16 protein-coding genes are annotated in these 15,742 nt (G+C 57.2%); 8 read left to right on the forward strand and 8 right to left on the reverse strand.

The annotated features are described in order from the left end of the window. Positions 1 to 33: 33 nt before the first annotated feature. The 3 genes from LIW51_RS28195 to LIW51_RS28205 all read left to right on the forward strand — a co-directional run bounded on the left by LIW51_RS28195 (position 34) and on the right by LIW51_RS28205 (position 3,086). On the forward strand, positions 34 to 987 hold the full coding sequence (locus tag LIW51_RS28195) for a carbohydrate ABC transporter permease (RefSeq protein WP_227379337.1): 954 nt from the start codon (positions 34 to 36) through the stop codon (positions 985 to 987). A 2-nt stretch (positions 988 to 989) separates the two neighbouring features. Beyond that, positions 990 to 1,817, forward strand: coding sequence for a carbohydrate ABC transporter permease (locus LIW51_RS28200; protein WP_227379338.1), 828 nt, complete (start codon positions 990 to 992; stop codon positions 1,815 to 1,817). 90 nt (positions 1,818 to 1,907) lie between these two features. Further along, on the forward strand, positions 1,908 to 3,086 hold the full coding sequence (locus tag LIW51_RS28205; RefSeq protein ID WP_227379339.1) for an ABC transporter ATP-binding protein: 1,179 nt from the start codon (positions 1,908 to 1,910) through the stop codon (positions 3,084 to 3,086). A gap of 18 nt (positions 3,087 to 3,104) precedes the next feature. Here LIW51_RS28205 and LIW51_RS28210 read toward each other — a convergent pair whose 3' ends face one another. The 6 genes from LIW51_RS28210 to LIW51_RS28235 all read right to left on the reverse strand — a co-directional run bounded on the left by LIW51_RS28210 (position 3,105) and on the right by LIW51_RS28235 (position 8,959). Continuing rightward, positions 3,105 to 4,280, reverse strand: coding sequence for a mandelate racemase family protein (locus LIW51_RS28210; protein WP_227379340.1), 1,176 nt, complete (start codon positions 4,278 to 4,280; stop codon positions 3,105 to 3,107). Between the two features lie 44 nt (positions 4,281 to 4,324). Continuing rightward, positions 4,325 to 5,449, reverse strand: coding sequence for a zinc-dependent alcohol dehydrogenase (locus LIW51_RS28215; protein WP_227379341.1), 1,125 nt, complete (start codon positions 5,447 to 5,449; stop codon positions 4,325 to 4,327). Between the two features lie 46 nt (positions 5,450 to 5,495). Then, positions 5,496 to 6,227: a fumarylacetoacetate hydrolase family protein gene (locus LIW51_RS28220; protein WP_227379342.1), complete on the reverse strand. Its 732-nt coding sequence runs from the start codon at positions 6,225 to 6,227 to the stop codon at positions 5,496 to 5,498. Between the two features lie 109 nt (positions 6,228 to 6,336). Beyond that, positions 6,337 to 7,470, reverse strand: a complete 1,134-nt coding sequence (locus tag LIW51_RS28225; RefSeq protein WP_227379343.1) for a UxaA family hydrolase — start codon at positions 7,468 to 7,470, stop codon at positions 6,337 to 6,339. Continuing rightward, entirely contained in the window at positions 7,467 to 7,778 is a 312-nt protein-coding gene (locus LIW51_RS28230; RefSeq protein ID WP_227379344.1) for a UxaA family hydrolase, read from the reverse strand. The genes LIW51_RS28225 and LIW51_RS28230 overlap by 4 nt, the downstream gene beginning before the upstream one ends. After that, positions 7,775 to 8,959 carry a UxaA family hydrolase gene (locus tag LIW51_RS28235; RefSeq protein WP_227379345.1) on the reverse strand — a complete coding sequence of 395 codons (1,185 nt, stop codon included), beginning with the start codon at positions 8,957 to 8,959 and terminating at the stop codon, positions 7,775 to 7,777. Before LIW51_RS28235 ends, LIW51_RS28230 begins: the two co-directional genes overlap by 4 nt. A 96-nt stretch (positions 8,960 to 9,055) precedes the next feature. On the opposite strand from LIW51_RS28235, the gene lipP1 reads away from it, so the two are divergent. Further along, positions 9,056 to 9,994 carry a LipP1 family hormone-sensitive lipase gene (gene lipP1 / locus LIW51_RS28240; protein ID WP_227379346.1) on the forward strand — a complete coding sequence of 313 codons (939 nt, stop codon included), beginning with the start codon at positions 9,056 to 9,058 and terminating at the stop codon, positions 9,992 to 9,994. Between the two features lie 56 nt (positions 9,995 to 10,050). Beyond that, positions 10,051 to 11,721: an aldehyde ferredoxin oxidoreductase family protein gene (locus LIW51_RS28245; protein ID WP_227379347.1), complete on the forward strand. Its 1,671-nt coding sequence runs from the start codon at positions 10,051 to 10,053 to the stop codon at positions 11,719 to 11,721. A gap of 37 nt (positions 11,722 to 11,758) precedes the next feature. Here LIW51_RS28245 and LIW51_RS28250 read toward each other — a convergent pair whose 3' ends face one another. Further along, complete coding sequence (locus tag LIW51_RS28250) at positions 11,759 to 12,037, reverse strand: ubiquitin-like small modifier protein 1 (RefSeq protein ID WP_227379348.1); 279 nt, start codon at positions 12,035 to 12,037, stop codon at positions 11,759 to 11,761. Positions 12,038 to 12,170: 133 nt separating this feature from the next. On the opposite strand from LIW51_RS28250, the gene LIW51_RS28255 reads away from it, so the two are divergent. Further along, on the forward strand, positions 12,171 to 13,073 hold the full coding sequence (locus tag LIW51_RS28255; protein ID WP_227379349.1) for a dihydrodipicolinate synthase family protein: 903 nt from the start codon (positions 12,171 to 12,173) through the stop codon (positions 13,071 to 13,073). A gap of 126 nt (positions 13,074 to 13,199) precedes the next feature. Here LIW51_RS28255 and LIW51_RS28260 read toward each other — a convergent pair whose 3' ends face one another. Beyond that, positions 13,200 to 14,366, reverse strand: a complete 1,167-nt coding sequence (locus LIW51_RS28260; RefSeq protein WP_227379350.1) for an enolase C-terminal domain-like protein — start codon at positions 14,364 to 14,366, stop codon at positions 13,200 to 13,202. A 10-nt stretch (positions 14,367 to 14,376) separates the two neighbouring features. Between LIW51_RS28260 and LIW51_RS28265 the strand changes: the two genes are divergently transcribed. Then, the gene (locus tag LIW51_RS28265) at positions 14,377 to 14,544 is read left to right on the forward strand and encodes a hypothetical protein (protein WP_227379351.1); all 168 of its coding nucleotides are present in this window, start codon (positions 14,377 to 14,379) and stop codon (positions 14,542 to 14,544) included. 95 nt (positions 14,545 to 14,639) lie between these two features. Continuing rightward, the gene (locus tag LIW51_RS28270) at positions 14,640 to 15,587 is read left to right on the forward strand and encodes a malate dehydrogenase (RefSeq protein WP_227379352.1); all 948 of its coding nucleotides are present in this window, start codon (positions 14,640 to 14,642) and stop codon (positions 15,585 to 15,587) included. The last annotated feature ends 155 nt before the right edge of the window (positions 15,588 to 15,742 follow it).

Here is a 15,742-nt window from a genome sequence, read left to right on the forward strand (position 1 = left end):
TTTTTGATGGGTCGAATCCAGGGTATGGATAACATGGCGCAAGCAGCACGAAGTGCCGAAGAGATCCGACGTAAGTATGGGCTGACTGAGGAGTCGCTCTGGAATCGTCTGAAGCGGAACTGGACGGGATACCTCTTCATCCTCCCGACGTTCGTGATGTTCACGTTACTATTTTACATTCCAATGATACAAGGGGTGTGGCTGACGTTCACGAACGCCCAGCTTGGCGGTGCAGGCACTTCGAATTTCATTGGGCTCGATAACTACATGTGGATGATCACCAACGACCTATTCGTATTCGCGCTCGGCTGGTCTATCGTCTTCGTCTTCGCGACAACGCTTCTCCAACTTGTGCTCGGCATGCTCGTGGCTGTCCTCTTGAGCGAAATTAAAGAAGGCCCTCGGGAGTGGCTAAGTGCAATCATTATGTCTCCGTACTTCTCGGCGCCACTTGCAGGTGGTGTCGTGTGGATGTGGTTCTTGAGCCCGGATTTCGGATTCATGAACATGTTTCTATCCGATATCGGGATACAGAACCCACCGACGTTCCTCTCCCAAGGGCTCTGGCCCTACGTCTCTATGATCATCGCACAGGCCTGGCACGACTTCGGCTATGCAGGTATCATTTACTCAGCGGCCGTCATCAATATTCCAAGTGCACAGTATGAAGCTGCCGCACTCGCGGGTGCTGGGCGTCTGCGCCGGTTCCGTGATGTCACCCTTCCTCATCTCGTCACTCCGACGATTATCGTCCTCGCACTCCGTACTGCATGGAATATCGCCGAGTTCGCCCAGCCGTTCGAACTGACCGGTGGAGGACCAGGCACTCGCACGATGCTTTTGAGCATCCTCACGTATGAAGTAGCCTACGTAAGACTCAACTTCGCACGTGCTTACACCATCGGTATGGTAATGATCGTGCTGGCCATGGGTGCCGCAATCTTCTACGTGACCGTTATAAACGAAGAGGAGGATCTCTATCTATAGCCATGATCAACGCAAATAAACGCTCACGGTTCCTGTTGTACGCTGGGCTGTTCGTCATGGCAGTCTGGGCGCTCTTACCCTATTACTGGATCATCCGAACCTCCGTCCTAAACAACTTTGCTTCTATCGACCCGTCGACGGGATACTTACCCATCTCGGACCTCACGCTCGAACCATACTTTCAAATTTGGAATTCGTTTGCAATGACGACATATTTCAAAAACAGCATCATCGTCGCGCTTTCAGCGACGCTCATCTCGCTGTTCTTCTCCATCCCAGGTGCGTACGCATTTGCCCGACTCGATTTCCCAGGACGCAAATTCTTGTTCTACACTGCGGTGTTCACAATAATGTTCCCTTGGATCGTTATCACGATTCCAGTGTACAACATCTTCTACACCCTAGGACTCATCAACTCGTTAGTGGGCATCATCATTGCGCTGTCTATCTTCGTTCTGCCCCAGACAATCTGGCTTCTCCAGGGATTCTTTCGGCAGGGCATCCCACCGAACATCGAAGAGGCCGCACTCATCGACGGCCATTCAGAGATTGGTGCATTCGTACGTATCGTCTTGCCACTCTCACTGCCCGCTGTCGGTGCGGCCGCCCTCTTCTCGTTTCTCACCGCGTGGAACAACTTCCTGTGGGTGTTCGTACTGACCAGCGACAAGAGCGTGCGGACGGCAACCGTCGCTATCCACTACATCCTCGGCAGTGATGCATTCCGCCAGTGGAACTTGCTGATGGCCGCGGCAGTGCTCTTAGTGCTGCCACCGGTCATCTTCTACGCGCTCTCGCAGCGCTTCGTCGGGGAGGGCCTTGCCGGGTGATACCAATGCAGGTACCTCTATCCCACGCAACTGAAACGGGAAGAACTAACAACTACAGTGTAAACAGTACGTCAAAGGAGAGCATATATCATGGCTAACGTCGAATTCGATAACGTCACTAAAGTGTTCGATACCGGTTCAAACACTATCGTCGCAGTTGAGGAACTTGACCTAGAGATCAAAGACGGTGAGTTCATCGTCTTCGTCGGCCCATCTGGCTGTGGGAAATCGACCACTCTCCGCATGGCTGCAGGCTTGGAGTCCATCACTGATGGCGAACTCCGTATCGACGGGCAGCGCGTCAACAATGTATCCCCGAAGGATCGAGACATCGCAATGGTGTTTCAGTCGTATGCACTCTATCCCCACAAAACTGTTCGGGGTAACATGGGCTACGGCCTTGGACTGAGTACCGACCTGACCAATGAGGAGATTAACAGTCGTGTCGAGGAAGCGGCCGAAATGATGGGTATCGAAGACCTCCTTGATAAGAAGCCGGGTTCTCTCTCAGGCGGTCAACAACAGCGCGTCGCGACGGGGCGCGCTATTGTCCGCGAACCAGAAGTATTCCTCTTCGACGAGCCGTTGTCAAATCTCGACGCGAAACTCCGCAAGCACATGCGAACGGAGCTCTCTCGTATCCACTCAGAACTCGGAATCACGACCATTTACGTCACTCACGACCAGGAGGAGGCGATGACGATGTCCGATCGCATCGTCATCCTCAATGGCGGCGCACTCCAGCAGGTCGGCGAACCTAAAGAGGTGTACTACCAGCCGACGAACCTATTCGTCGCAGACTTCATCGGGAGTCCCTCGATGAACTTCCTCGATGTCGAGCTAGATGGAGGTAATCGCCTCATTAACGATGGGAGCTTTGACTTCCAAGTCTCCGATGAGTTCGTCGATACGCTCAAAAGCGTCTCGGATAGCACGCAGTTTACCTTCGGCGTCCGCCCGGAGAACATCCGAATTGATGAGAACATCGCCGACTCCAAAGCCGTGAAGACGACCGTAGAAGTCGTCGAAGTCATTGGGTCGGACAACTTCATCTACCTCGACCTAGACGGAAAGGAGTTCCGCGTCCGCAGCCCTTCCTACATTGAACCAGAGGAGGGTGAAGTGGTCACGATCACCTTCGATGAGGAGGCGATTCACCTCTTTGATGCCAATACTCGTGAGGCTCTTGTCCACGGGACTGTCACCCACGAGTCGGACGAGATGCCCACCCCTGCGAAAGGCAAACATGATCGCGCAGTCAGCGACTGAAACCCTTCTCCGGGATCACTACTCGTAGACGTGGACGCTCCCGGTCGTATTCGACTCGATGTACTCCCAATTGTATTCAACGCCTAAGCCGGAACCGTCAGGTACCTTGACCATTCCGTCATTATCAATGGTATCGAGCATATCGGAGTAATCGCCTCGGTAAACCGGGGGCTGCGTATTTTGGCAGTCCGGATGGACGAGTGCGAGTTCGTAGTAATTGGTGTTGCGTGTCGCGGCAATACAATGGCGCTGGGCCGGCCCGGGCGCGTGGAATTCCACGTCGATTCCGAAGCCTTCAGCGATATGTGCAACCTTCATCGCGCCCGTAATGCCGGCGTCGTACTCAGGATCTGCCCGCACGAAGTCAGTAGACTCGCTCGCCGCGAAGTCTGTTTTAAGTTCAAGACCTCGGACGTGTTCTGTCTGGAGGATAGGCGTGTCAAGTCTCTGTGAGAGCTTTCGGTGAGCGTGCATCGAGATTCCGCCGTCACGGAACGGATCCTCGTACCAGAAGAACTCCTGTTCGTCGAGCGCTTTGCCGAGTTGGAGTGCGTCGGCGAATGTCTCAAGTTCGCAGGCCGGGTCGTGCATTAGATCCATCTCATTGCCCACTTGTTCGCCGACGGCATGGACGGCGTCGATTTCCCGCTGGAGTTCGCGTTGCTCGTCACCACCACCCCAACCATGAATTTTGAAGCCGTTGTACCCCATCTCTAGGCACTCCTCGGCAAAGTCGGCGAACGCTTGCGGCGAGTCGAGACCATCGTTCTCGTCGCCGTGATACGTGGACGCGTACGCAGGGAATCGTTCACGGTAGGTACCGAGGAGTTCGTGAATGGGCGCGTCATAGTACTTCCCGGCGAAGTCCCAGAGCGCGATGTCGATTGGACCCATCCCCATCCGGTCGTACTTCCGGAGCGCTCGTTTCACTTCGCTCCAATGTTTCTCGCGCTCAAGTGGGTTCTTCCCAATCAGGTAGTTCGCGATAATGTTATACTGTGCGGCTGCGGGCGAGTTACCACCGACGTACTCGCCAGTAATTCCCGTATCCGTATGGATCTTGATGCCGAACAGTTTACGCTCAGTCGTTTCGCCCGGGTCGTAGACGAGATTGAAGCCGTGTTGGTCAGTTCCAACGTCCTCCAGTTCGTAGCTAAACTCGGTACTCTCTATTGATGTAATCTCCGGCGGCATATCCGTACGGTCACACGGTTAGTTAATAAAGACAGGGGGGAGAATCAGAGATTCGGATGGACGGTTGCACGGTAAGCTTCGCCGGCAGCCTGGGCCTCGTAGGCGGATTCAGCTTCGTCAAGGCCGACACGGTGATTAAACAGTTTACGGAAAGGGAGGTTTTCAGATGTCTGATCAAGCAGTGAGATGGCCGTCTCGAACTGGGTAGGCGGGTAGGCAAGACTCCCGCGGATGGACAGTTCTTTGTGAATAAGCTGAGAGGGGTCGACCTCAGCCTCACCGTTGTAGGCGTAGTGGCCTACCTCGACGACGGTGCCAGCCTTTCGCGAAATATCGATTGCCTGCTCGAACGCATTCGGGTGGCCAACTGCCTCGATGACAATGTCCGGTCCTTCACCGCTGGGCGTCATCTCGTTGATGGCGTCGATGAAGGTATCATCCTCATAGTCACTGACATTGACGGTGTGAGTCGCACCGAACTGCGCGGCGAGGTCGAGGCGCTCGTCAACCAAGTCGACAGAGATGACTTGGCCGGCGCCTGCGTGATTTGCCGCAGCAGCGGTGAGCATCCCAATCGGCCCGGCACCCTGCACGACGACGGACTGACCGATGCCAAACCCCTCACGAATCCAGGGCACACCTGGCTGATAGGAGAGATCAAGGGCATGGGTTGCAACAGCAAGTGGTTCGACAAGTGCGCCAAGTTCCACGTCGAGATGGTCGGGCAGGCGGAAGAAGTGCGCGTCCTTCTCGATGAGGAAATACTGGCTCATACCGCCGTGGACGTGCGGTTCATCTTCGACATCACGAAAGCCGTACACTTTTCGCTCAGTGCATGCAAGCGGATGGGCAGGGACGTGGTTTGTATACCAGTCGTCAACGACATTAATACCGGGGACGACAGTGACACCGTCTCCCGGCTCGATGCGGTTGCCAGCTGAGTCGGTCGTGACGTTTTCACCCACCGCCTCGACGACTCCAGCAAGTTCATGGCCAGGGACGACTGGGAAGTCAAGGTCTAGTCCACCCTCTCGCATGTGGATGTCTGAGCCACAGATACCGGTAAGTTCAATGTGGACAAGTAGTTCGTCATTACCGATATCGGGGACGTCGACAGTCCGGACATCGATATCACCCGACTCGTCCATGACGAGTGTTTGGGAGCGCATCACATTGAACAAACGCCACCGCCTACAAATAGATTCGCCCGGAATCTCAATCGGCCCTGAACTCGTTGACGAGGGTACCGACACCTTCGATTTCGACTTCGGTAGTATCCCCGTTGGCGAGTGGCCCCACGCCAGCGGGAGTGCCCGTGAGAATCACATCACCAACTTCAAGGGTCATATAGGTCGTGATCTCAGCGATAAGCTCAGGGATCGAGAAAATGAACTCTGCGCGGGACGAATCTTGAACGACATCGCCGTTATGCCGAAGCTGGATGGATGCATCCTCAGGGACGTCCTCCGCAGGAACGATGACCGGACCGAGAGGACAGGCATTATCGAAGGCCTTACCGCGGACCCAATTTTGCTCGACCATCTGGTCGTCACGATTCGAGACATCGTTCGCACAAGTGAAGCCCTCAACGACATCGTAGGCGTCCTCGGCGTCGACGTTCCGACACTGCTCCCCGATGACGACAGCTAGCTCGGCCTCGTACTCGATTTCGTCTTTGCCGGGAAGCAAGGAGATAGTGTCGCCGTGGGCGGCGAGCGTGTTCGGCGGCTTCAAGAAGAGAAGTGGACGCTCAGGAACTTCCATGCCCGATTCCTCGGCATGGTCTTCATAATTGAGACCGACACAGACGATTTTTGAAGGATCAGTCGGCGGGAGAACGGTGATCTCCTCTAAGTCGTAGGTACGGTCAGCGAACGTGACGGCGTCGTCCATCCAGTTACCGCGCCGGACACTCCCGGCGGGGTCAAGAAATCGTATTATACCCATATAATAAGGCAGTTCGCGGTTATAACCAAAAGGTTTTCCATTATTCTGCTCGGAGGGGAATTTCAACCTTTCGATGAGCAAGGAGATATCGACAGTGGCAGGCTAGTAGTTACATTGAAGGGCCGACCCGCGTGATGGCAAACTCGGTGATGCCGTGACGCTCTGTACAGGTCTTTTCACCGTTTGCAATGGTGAGGACACGTTCTGTCAAGTCCGTGGTGGTGACGGCCGATGCATCAATGTCGATATCGTCCGGAAGTGCTGCGAGCGTGTCCTCGTTGGCGGACACCTTTAGAACCGGTACGATCGGGTGACCCGTCGGAATGCCCTCACCGGTGATGTGGAGGACGATCTGTGCGCCGGCTGCCGCGAGGCCAGTCGCTGCTTCTTCGAAGCGTGAGGGTGCGTCGACGATGGCAAGACCTTGGTCGTGGGTGGCTACCTCACCGTACGAGACGACCTCGCGGATGGGAAGGTCGCCACAGAAGCGGGTACTGTCTTTGAAACCGCGTTCTCTCGCCTTCGAATGGACTCGCATGGCTCGCGCCGGAAGGTTCTGATGCCGTTTGAGGAATGCCTCGACATCCAGTGTCGTGTCCCTGTCGGCGGCTGCACGCGTCTCTTTGGGATGGGCAGTAAACCGCTCGTTGCCAGCGACGATAACACGACCACCCGCCTCGATGACAGTGCGAGCGAATTCACCGACAAGTGGGTCGGCCTCCCGCATGGTGGAATCACCGAGGTCGCTGCTTACGATGCCGACCGTCAAATCGCCAAGCGAGGATCGTTTCCGTGTAGCAGTCTCGATGTGCTCACCGAGATCTGAGACGGCCTCGATGCCCTGTTTGATGCAGGGTTCAGTCCCCCCGGCGTCTTGAATGGCGACTTCACGAACGGGGAGATCACGGTCGGAGAGTGCGGCGGCGACAGCGTCGCTTTGAACATGTTCGCAGCCGAGTCCGACGACGACTGTTCCGGCGATATTTGGATTTGACCCGACGCCAAGGAACGTCTCCTTAGTCTGGTCGTTATCGGCACCGAGTTGCGCACAACCGTGATCGTGTGGCGCGGCCACTGCACGGTCGGCGCGAGCTGCGATCTCCTCGGCGATTAGGTGTGAGCAGATGACCGACGGAAGGACGAGAACCTGGTTTCGCACCCCGAGTCGCCCATCCGAGCGTCGGTATCCAGTGAACGTCTCCTCACACGGTTCAGTCTCTTCGGCGATGGCGTCAGTCGTCATATCGTCCTCTCCTTGGCTATACGGTCGCCGCGGCCGCGTGTACTCTCGCAGTTATGCGTGTGAACTCGTTCACCGGCGATGACGTCTTGGGTTGTCCGACCGATCACCTCGCCGTACTTTTGAACCGTCTCACCCTCGGCAATATCCGTGAGTGCAATCTTATGCCCAAACGTGACATGTTCGTTCAGGGTGACGGTATCACCCTCGTACTCGATAGTGCGACCGGCCTTAACGTCGTCGAGAACCGTTGCGACGTTGTCGGATCCAGTCATGAGCAGAGCGATATCATCGAGGACGATGCCCTTCATTTTCTCACCTCCGCGAGTTCCTGCGGTTGAATTTCGTTGATGGCGAACTCCTCAAGGCCACGTGTTTCGGCCTCCGTTCGCTTGCCGTCAGCGACGGCGAACAGTTCATCGTAGATACGCTTTCCAACGTTCTCTATGGGCTCACCATTAATGACGGTGCTTGCGTTCACGTCCATATTGTTAGACATCTTCTTCCACGTCTGTGGATTCCCAGTGACCTTGATGATCGGAGCAATTGGGTTCCCCGTTGTACTGCCACGACCGGTGGTGAAAGCGACGACTTGGGCTCCGCCAGCCACCTTAGCCACGACGGACTCAACGTCGTACCCTGGTGTGTCCATCAGGACAAGACCAACGCCAACGGGCAGTTCGTCGGCGAACTCAACCAACCCACACACGGGCGTCGTCCCACCCTTTGCGATGGCGCCAAGGCTTTTTTCTTCGATAGTCGTTAGACCGCCTTCCTGGTTTCCAGGTGTGGGCTGTGCACCGCGGAGGTCAACGCCCATGATCCCAGCTTGGGCTTCACGCTGATCGACTCGTTCGAGTAGGCGTTCACGTACCTCACCGTCGGTGCAGCGCTCCGCGAGGATATGTTCTGCGCCGATGAACTCAGGTGTCTCACTGAACGAGGCCGTTCCTCCATCCTTGATGAGGCGGTCGCAGGCATTGCCGACGGCAGGGTTGGCGGCGATGCCGGATGTAGCGTCACTGCCGCCACACTCTGCGGCGAAGATAAGCTCACTTGCGTCTGCCTCTTCCTGCCGTGCGGTCTTTGCTTCTTCGTTCAGAGTACGGACGAGAGACACACCCTCCTCTAGGGCCGGCTGTGTTCCACCGGTCTCGCGGATGGTGAGTTTCTCGACGGCCTTGCCGGTGCTAGCAATCCGATCGGCGAGGTCAGCCGCGTCGATGTCCTCAATGCCGAGTTCGACGACGAGAGCGGTACCGACGTTCGGGTTGCGTCCAATGCCGACGAGGACACGCTCTGTTTGTCGTTGGGTTGGCCCCTGTTGAGACGTCCCCATCTGATGTGGTGTTGCACGCGCCCACGCGCCTGCTCGCTCAGCGATGTGACTGGCGATACTACTCGCCGCTACTGAGGTTGGGATCACCGCAACGTGGTTTCGGACGCCGATGCGTCCGTTCTCTCGCCGGTATCCTGCGAAAGTAGGTACCATTACCCACTGTGTTTTTTGTGTGAGAGGAAAGTTCTTTCGCGGACGACGTGTGTGATTCCCAAGTGTTCATATGACCTCGACTGTTCGTACGTACCGATGACCCCGACACTACACCCGCAGGCCGAATCATTGCGAAGGGATCTCACCGCTGATCGTACTCCACCGGTCGATGCACTTTCGCCGACGGCTGTTCGGGCGATGATCCGTGACCGATTTATTCGCTCCGAAACGCCGGAACTCGCCGGCGGAGTCCGTGAGATGGAGATAGCCGGTCCAGAGAGTCATCTTCCGATTCGCGTCTACGAGCCAGGTGGCGGCGGATCGTATCCCGTGGTAGTGTACTTCCATGGTGGCGGTTGGGTTCGGGGCGACCTCGATACCCACGACGAACTCTGTCGAGATCTGACACGGCGGGTCGGTTGTCTAACACTCTCCGTCGACTATCGGCGGGCGCCAGAACACTCCTTTCCAGCGGCGGCTGTCGACGCCCACGGCGCATTCGAGTGGGCGGTTGAACACGTAGAAAGCCTCGGCGGGGATCCTGATCGAATCGCTGTGGCTGGCGATAGCGCAGGAGGCAATTTGGCCACAGTAACCGCGCTGATGGCTCGCGATCGTGATGGGCCAGCACCTATCCAGCAGGTGCTGTTCTACCCGGTCACCAACCACGCGTTCGATACTAATTCCTACCGGGAACACGCCGAAGATCCTGTGCTTTCGCGTGCCGCAATGCGATGGTACTGGAATCAGTACCTCGACCGAGCGCTAGACGGTCAACATCCTTACGCCTCCCCACTGGCAGCACGCGATCTTTCAGGGGTGTCTCCAGCGACGGTGATCACCGCGGGCGTCGACCCACTACGTGACGACGGGCATATCTACGCTGATCGATTAGCTGATGCTGGCGTTCCCATTTCCTACTCAGAATACGATGACGTCTTCCACGGGTTCGTCTCATTCCCCGAACTTCACCGGGCGGAAGAGGCCCGTACAGAGGCTGCGGCTGCACTCCAAAACGCGTTCGATGCCATTTGAGTAGAACCGGCACCCAATCCGTATCTTTATTGTTATTGATAGGCATTGACTATCGTATGTTACACGCTGAAGGCCCACTCCTTACGATCGACGTGGGCGCTAGGGAGACGACCGAAACGAACATCGACGATGAACTGGCGGCGTTCATTGGTGGGCGTGGAGTAGCAACGAAGCTTGCTCACGACCGCATCCCGTTCGATGCCGATCCGTTCGGTTCGGAGAATCGCGCTTATCTGGCGACCGGTCCGCTCCAGATGTCGAGTATGAGCTTTACCGGACGGATGAGCATGACCGGCCTCTCACCGTTGACCGACGGCCTCGTCTCGACGAACGCCGGCGGCTACCTCTCGCGGAACTTCTGCGATACTGGTTACAGCGTCGTCGAGTTAACCGGCGTAAGCGACGAATTACTCGCCATACACGTTACTGACGACGGTATCGAGTTCGAGGAGGTAGCCGAACTCGAGGGTGCAGAGGTTCCCGCCGTCACCGACTATATGAGTGAACATCACGACCTGGAGGCGGAGAACATCATCGCCATCGGTCCTGCGGGCGAGAATCTCGTCCGCTACGCCTGCGTGATGACCTACAATAGCCGCGCGTTCGGCCGCGGTGGTCTGGGCGCGGTGCTCGGCTCCAAGAACGTCAAGTGCATCACGTTCGCGGGCGACTCGCCGCCCGAAATCGAGATGGACGAGGACGTCCAGTCGACGGTTCACCGCAACGCCGCCACTTCCGACGATATGATGCGCCGACAGGGGACGACGCAAGGCACCGAGTTCATCAATGACAACTTCTCACTGCCCACTAAGTACTTCGAAGAGTACCACTTCGAACACGCCGACCAAATTGGCGGTGACGCCGTCGAGGAGAAGAAGTACAAAAAGGCAGCCTGTTCGGTCTGTGCGTTCGCGTGTAAACTCCCAACCCGCGACGAAGAGCGCGGCATCGAGACCGAGGGACCGGAGTTTGAGACGGTGTTCTCGTTCGGCTCGAACATGTTAATCGACGACGTGGTGGACGTGATGAAATCAAACGAGTTGTGTGACCGTTACGGCCTCGACACCATCAGCGCGGGCAACGCCGTTGCCGCCTACCTTGCCGCCGAGGACGAGTTCGGCAACGCAGAGTTAGTCCACGAGACGGTCGAGAAGATCGCACACCGCGAGGGAATTGGCGACATCCTAGCCGAGGGAATTGCCCGCTTCGCTGAGGAGTTGGGCGTCCGCGACTACACGGTCAAAAACATGGAGTTCGCCGCCCATGACGGCCGCGTCCTACACGGACAGGGCCTCTCCTATGCGGTCGCCAACCGTGGCGGTGATCATATGTATTCGACGACGCTGCGCGTCGAGTACTCGGGCAAGATCGATTCCGAGGGACTGGAAGGCAAGCCCGAGATCGTTCGACGACGTGAGGATCACGCCGCCTTCCGCGACAGCGGCATCGTTTGTGCGTTCGCCGGTGGTACCGGTCTGATCAATGAGGATCAACACGAGATACTGTTCGGTTGTGACTACGATGACCTACTCGCAGTCGGCAGCCGCGTGGTGGAACTAGAACGCCACTTCAACAATAAACGCGGGAAGAATCGCGAGGACGATACGCTTCCCTACGACCTGCCCGGTATTGAGGACGCACTGGACGAGTATTACGAGCTACGGGATTGGAACGCCGACGGCACCGTCCCGGACGAGACCGTCGACGAATACGCACAAACGGATTGAACTGCTGTGTAGCGATGCTATCCCGTCACGCGTTGCATCAGCCGCCGTGAACCGGTGGTGCCGCACGTATCAAATCGCCGTCGGCCAGTTCCGTCCTGGCGCCGTCGAATAGAGCGACGTGCTTCCCGTTCTTCGTCACCGTCACGGATCCGGAGATCGAGTCATCATCGATTACCTGCCCTGAAAGATCCGGATAATCCGTCCCGAGATCGCGAAAAAGATCCGCAATCGTCGCCCCCTCCGGGAGCTTCCGGCGAACGGTTTTCTCGCCGACAGCCTCGCGATATGGTCCAAAGAGATTCACCTCGACTTCCATACTCCCACTTCTCGGGCATCCATCTTGTATCTCCCGACGACGGAGAAAACCCGCTCAACGTCGATTCGACTGAATGCTGGCAAGAATCGAACCACTGGCAAGAATTAACTCTCTGGCATGGCTTTACCTATCCATGTCAACATCCAATACGGTGTCCTTCGAGGGAGTTCTATGTCCCCTCGTCACTCCCTTTGCAGGCGATAGTGTCGACGAGACTGCGCTTACGGAGTTGGTTGAGCGACTGGTCGATGCCGACATGAATGGCTTTGTTCCAGCGGGAACCACCGGTGAGTTCGCCAGCCTAACTAGCGAGGAGTACCGGGTCGTGCTAGAAACGACCGTCGCCGCCGCCGACGGCATGCCAGTGATGGCCGGTACCGCTGCTACCACCGTACCTGGGACGCTCGGCCGCATCGAGACTGCGGCGGACATAGGTGCCGACGCCGCACTTGTCGTTCTCCCGTACTTTCACAGCGCGAATGATCCAGCGGGAAACGAGGCGTTCCTCTCAGCAGTTGCTGACGATGCGGCACTCCCAGTTTACCTCTATAACATTCCAGCCTGCACCGGTCAGGAGATACCACCCGCCACCGTCGAGAGCGTCGGTCGCCACGATAACGTCCGCGGATTAAAGGACTCGAGCGGTGACTTCAACTATTTCCTCGATGTGGCGACCCGTGCACCCGATGACTTCCAACTCTACCAAGGCTTTGACAGTCACGTCGTCCCGGGAATGCTTATGGGTGCTGAGGGAGGTATCAACGCGCTTTCGAACGTGATTCCGGAAGTGTTCGTCGCAGCCCGCGATGCGGTGGCCATGGGCGATGTCGAGCGAGCTCGGGCGGTCGGTGCCAAGCGGATCGCACCGCTCTTTCAGCAGTGTGTGACCCACGGGTTCGCGCCGGCGACGAAGGCCGCACTCGAATCACGCGGCTGGCTGGAGACCGCAGCGGTTCGGCCGCCGCTTGTCGAACTCGACGAGCAGACAAAGGAGGAGATCGAGATGAGCGTCGACCACGCGCTTGCCATCGACTGATCACACGACAGATAGCCAATCCGCATCCCCGTTGAGCAGTTCGATTCGGAGCATCGATGTATTCGACCGGATAAGCCCGCCAACGCTACCGACGTGACGGGTACCGTGCTTCTACTGCATTGTCAGCTACTCATAGACGCGGCCGCCGAGGCGGTTCGCCTCGATGTACTCCCAGTCATACTCGACACCAAGACCCGGTCCGTCCGGCACGGGGATCGTCCCCTCCGAATCGATAGCATCAAGCTGATCGACGTAATCGCCGAGATAGACGGGGGGCTGCGTATTCTTGCACTTCGGCCCGACGAGTGCCATCTCGTAGTAGTTGGCGTTACGGGTGGCGGCCATACAGTGACGCTGGGCTGGTCCGGGCGCATGGAACTCCACGTCAAGGCCGAAGCCCTCGGCAATCCGAGCTATCTTCATCGCGCCAGTGATACCGGCATCGTACTCTGGATCCGCCCGCACGAAGTCCGTCGCGTCGTTCGCGACGAAGTCAGTGTGTGACTCTAACCCCCGGATGTGTTCGGTCTGCAGAATGGGCGTGTGGAGTTTCTCGGCGAGTTTTCGGTGGGCGTGCTGGCTGATACCCGCGTCGCGGAACGGATCCTCGTACCAGAAGAACTCCTGTTCGTCGCATGCCTTGCCCACCTTCAGTGCATCACCCCATGTCTCGAGCTCGCAGGCGGGGTCTATCATGAGATCCATCTCGTCGCCCACGCGCTCGCCCACCGCGTGGACGGTTGCGACCGTCTTCTCCGTGTCCAGCCACTCGCCGCCCCAGTCGTGGATCTTGAATCCCGGATACCCCATTTCCAGACACTCCTCGGCAAAGTCGGCGTATGCCTCGGGGGAGTCGAGTCCGCCGTTATCATCGCCCTGATAGGTCGAGGCGTACGTCGGTAGCCGCTCGCGGTAGGTGCCGAGGAGTTCGTGGATGGGCGCGTCATAGTACTTCCCGGCGAAGTCCCAGAGCGCGATGTCGATTGGACCCATCCCCATTCGGTCGTACTTCCGGAGCGCTCGTTTCACTTCGCTCCAGTGGCGTTCGCGGTGGAGTGGATTCTTTCCGATTAGATGGTTCGCGAACATGTGTATTTGGGCGAACGCCGGCGAGTTGCCGCCGACGTATTCGCCGGTAATCCCCTCGTCGGTGCGAATCCGCAGTCCGAACAGTTTCCGCTCGATTTCTCCCTCAGGTTCGTAAACGAGGCTGAATCCACCGTCGCTGTAACCGACATTCTCAACTGGATAGCTGAACTCTGTGCTCTCGATGCGAGTGATAGTTGGTGACACATTACATCTCATGCAGACCGAGGACAAGAAGGTTAGTAACGCAGCAGTTTCGGTGGCGGCATTCGAGCGGCCAATGTCGACAGTGAGAACGGCCACATTTACGGAGATTCGAGGAGAAACCCTCGCCCTTCAGGGCACGGAGGATGTCATCGGCGAATTTGCTTATTATAAAATCTGATGCACCGGCGGATTCAGGGGTTAGTCGACAATATTACTATCGATGATTCAGGGGTTAGTCGACAATATTACTATCGATGCGAGATAGCATGCCACATGAACGTAGCCATCATTGGCGGTGCTGGAACCGTCGGTGCTACGACAGCCTACACGCTCTCGCTCCTCAAACCAAACGTTGATGTGACACTCGTTGATGTTGCCGGCGACGTTGCGGCGGGCCACACTATCGATATGCGCACAGCACTCGGACATGCTGCACACCCCGCCGGGAAGGACTTTCCAAGCGGCGGCGGTCAAGTGCGGACTATCGAACCAGGCGCTGGGGCCCTCGAAGACGCCGGCTGCATCGTCATGGCAGCAAGTGTCCCGCGCCCCGACGATAGTGCAAAACGTGGCGGTCGACGTACTTTCCTCAAGCGCAACAGTGAACTGATAGAGCAGATTGCCTCGTGGCTGGGACAGGTCGAACCTCGTCCGGTCGTGACGGTAACGAACCCACTTGACCCAATCAACTACCGGCTTGCTCGCGCGTTAGACTGGGATCGGCGCTACTGCATCGGTTACTCGCTGTCGGAAACAGCGCGACTTGCCGACCAGCTCGCACGGTGTCTCGACGTCCCACCCGCCGTGATTTCCTGTCCGACGATGGGCGAACATGGCGAACACCTTGTTCCAGTCTTCTCCCGGGCGACTGTAGACGGGGAACAAATTTCGCTCTCTGTCGACGAACGTAAGCAGATCACCGAAGCTGTGAAAGACGTCCCCTACGATGTCATCCACCTCCGAGGCCCCAAAGAAACATCTCGCTGGGTGACTAGCCGCGGTGTCGCCTCGCTAGTCGCGTCCATCCTTGAAGACGGTCCATCAGACCCTGTCTGTTGTTCAGTTCTCCTCGATGGCGAGTACGGCTATCAGAATCTGTCACTCTCTGTCCCTGTCCGCCTCTCGACCGACGGCGTTGAGGACATCATCGAGTGGGAACTTTCGACGTTCGAACGCCGTGCACTAGACGAAGCTGCCGACGCAGTTGGTGAGTTATGCTAGTAGGTCAAGAGATGAGACCCGCTGGCTCCATTTGAACCGTCTCGGGGTCACGTCCCGAGGCACTCGCCTTGATTTTCTGTAGATATTTGCTCGGAATGTTTCGGAAGCCGTCTCACTACTATATTGGATAACCACTTAGCATAATGAAATATCGG

Origin of the sequence: Haladaptatus halobius, from assembly GCF_020618475.1 — an archaeon.
In the GTDB taxonomy this organism is placed as follows: domain Archaea; phylum Halobacteriota; class Halobacteria; order Halobacteriales; family Haladaptataceae; genus Haladaptatus; species Haladaptatus halobius.

What these genes read in the sequence shown, in the direction of transcription:
- LIW51_RS28195 (WP_227379337.1), top strand. Translation starts at nt 34, where the DNA reads ATGGCGCAAGCAGCACGAAGTGCCGAAGAGATCCGACGTAAGTATGGG.
- LIW51_RS28200 (WP_227379338.1), top strand. Translation starts at nt 990, where the DNA reads ATGATCAACGCAAATAAACGCTCACGGTTCCTGTTGTACGCTGGGCTG.
- LIW51_RS28205 (WP_227379339.1), top strand. Translation starts at nt 1,908, where the DNA reads ATGGCTAACGTCGAATTCGATAACGTCACTAAAGTGTTCGATACCGGT.
- LIW51_RS28210 (WP_227379340.1), bottom strand. Translation starts at nt 4,280, where the DNA reads ATGCCGCCGGAGATTACATCAATAGAGAGTACCGAGTTTAGCTACGAA.
- LIW51_RS28215 (WP_227379341.1), bottom strand. Translation starts at nt 5,449, where the DNA reads ATGCGCTCCCAAACACTCGTCATGGACGAGTCGGGTGATATCGATGTC.
- LIW51_RS28220 (WP_227379342.1), bottom strand. Translation starts at nt 6,227, where the DNA reads ATGGGTATAATACGATTTCTTGACCCCGCCGGGAGTGTCCGGCGCGGT.
- LIW51_RS28225 (WP_227379343.1), bottom strand. Translation starts at nt 7,470, where the DNA reads ATGACGACTGACGCCATCGCCGAAGAGACTGAACCGTGTGAGGAGACG.
- LIW51_RS28230 (WP_227379344.1), bottom strand. Translation starts at nt 7,778, where the DNA reads ATGAAGGGCATCGTCCTCGATGATATCGCTCTGCTCATGACTGGATCC.
- LIW51_RS28235 (WP_227379345.1), bottom strand. Translation starts at nt 8,959, where the DNA reads ATGGTACCTACTTTCGCAGGATACCGGCGAGAGAACGGACGCATCGGC.
- lipP1 (WP_227379346.1), top strand. Translation starts at nt 9,056, where the DNA reads ATGACCCCGACACTACACCCGCAGGCCGAATCATTGCGAAGGGATCTC.
- LIW51_RS28245 (WP_227379347.1), top strand. Translation starts at nt 10,051, where the DNA reads ATGTTACACGCTGAAGGCCCACTCCTTACGATCGACGTGGGCGCTAGG.
- LIW51_RS28250 (WP_227379348.1), bottom strand. Translation starts at nt 12,037, where the DNA reads ATGGAAGTCGAGGTGAATCTCTTTGGACCATATCGCGAGGCTGTCGGC.
- LIW51_RS28255 (WP_227379349.1), top strand. Translation starts at nt 12,171, where the DNA reads ATGTCAACATCCAATACGGTGTCCTTCGAGGGAGTTCTATGTCCCCTC.
- LIW51_RS28265 (WP_227379351.1), top strand. Translation starts at nt 14,377, where the DNA reads ATGCAGACCGAGGACAAGAAGGTTAGTAACGCAGCAGTTTCGGTGGCG.
- LIW51_RS28270 (WP_227379352.1), top strand. Translation starts at nt 14,640, where the DNA reads ATGAACGTAGCCATCATTGGCGGTGCTGGAACCGTCGGTGCTACGACA.